Annotated in this window: 2 pseudogenes; both read right to left on the reverse strand. The window is 31.9% G+C overall.

The features are described from left to right. Positions 1–93 precede the first annotated feature (93 nt). Positions 94–843: pseudogene (locus AC1DUW_RS28155) on the reverse strand (amidohydrolase family protein). Between the two features lie 379 nt (positions 844–1,222). Further along, positions 1,223–1,596: pseudogene (locus AC1DUW_RS28160) on the reverse strand (HAD-IA family hydrolase); the annotation flags it as partial.

Genomic DNA, 1,596 nt, shown 5'->3' on the forward strand with positions numbered 1-1,596 from the left:
AGATGAACAAGTCACTTCTCTTAAAATGCATATAATAGACGGACTGTGCAGTAATTAATCAATTTGTAATAGTGTTAAGGCCATTTCATACTCCTATACTGATATTTTTAAATACCAATTAAGTGCATTTTTATAAAGAACTTTTTAGCTTCTTCTTCCTTAAGTATATTATTTATCAGCTCTATATCTGAATATCGAAAAGGCCTCTTCTCCCTTGTTGAGGGTAAATCTGTTCCGAACATCAATTCATCTGGGTTTGTAGAGTATATAGTCCGAATTGCTTCTTCAGCATCAAAATCAATTCTTCCGAAACCAGTTGCTTTTACTCTTACACCTTTATCAACTGATAAAAGATTCGTAAAACCGCTTTTTGATAAACCAAGATGATCTATCGAAACCGAAGGAAGCTTTGCTACTATCGTTGTTATCTCTGTTAAAGAGTTAGAATCAATGTATAGCTCTGTATGCCAATTTACTAATTCATAAACTCTTCTCGCTAAGTAATCTAAACGTGATATATCCTCGGAACTTCCACGATTTACATTGAATCGAATGGCTTTCACACCAAGTTCATTAAGTTTAATGATTTCATCATCTGATGTATTGTATGGCAATTGAGTTACACCAACAAAGTTTTCACAAAGGGTTTGTAACGCATTAATTAAATATGATTGGTCATATCCTTGAAAAGAGCCTGAGACAACGGTACCGCCCAATAAATTTATGTTACTTACGGGAATGTAGGTAATCGGCACAGGTAAAAGTATCAGGCATAAATCTCTGATTTACAATTAATAGAAATTTCGTATCGATAATATGTAAATGCGAATCAAAAACTTTCATATTTTTTCCTCCAGTCTAATTACCTTTCTACTAAATTTTATACCCTGAATTTCCATAATGAAATTAAATAACATTAATAAATATCGATAGGTTTAACTTATCAGTTGATTAATTAAGTTTGCATTTTGATGTTCAATTAAACCTGCCTCTTTGGCTCCATAAGAAAAGAAGCTGCATCAACAGCCCTTTATTAAACCCTTATTRTTTTAAAAAAAGTTTGATTAAAAAACACCATACAAACCCATGTTTTTCAAGATATGAAAAGAAACCATTTTAATCAAAGTTAGATCAAAATGGTTTTTTTCTTGCAAATTTATAGTTAGATTTTATAAAAAAATTGATCATTTTATTAAAGCTGTTATCAAAGATAATGCGATAGTCAGGAACAGTACTGACTAACAGCTGTTGATTCTTTTTCTACGTTTAAAATGCGATACAGCTCTTCAAGCTTTTGTATTTGATATGTTGGAACAATTTTAGTTTCATTAGGTTTCAGTTTAGGGTTGAGCCAACATGTATCTATAGCAGCTTGCTGTCCGCCTTTAATATACGCACTTAAGGAGTCTCCGATGATTAATGCTTTTTCCATCGAGAAATTAGGAATTCGCGCAAAGACATAATCGAAATATTCCTTCATGGGCTTTTGAAAACCAGTATCCTCTGAAACGAAAATATCCTTAAATAGCGGAAATAATCCTGAATCACGTAAGCGTTTATACTAGGTCTTGGAAACACCATTAGTAACAATATATA

This window comes from Peribacillus sp. P4_C12 (assembly GCF_056402095.1).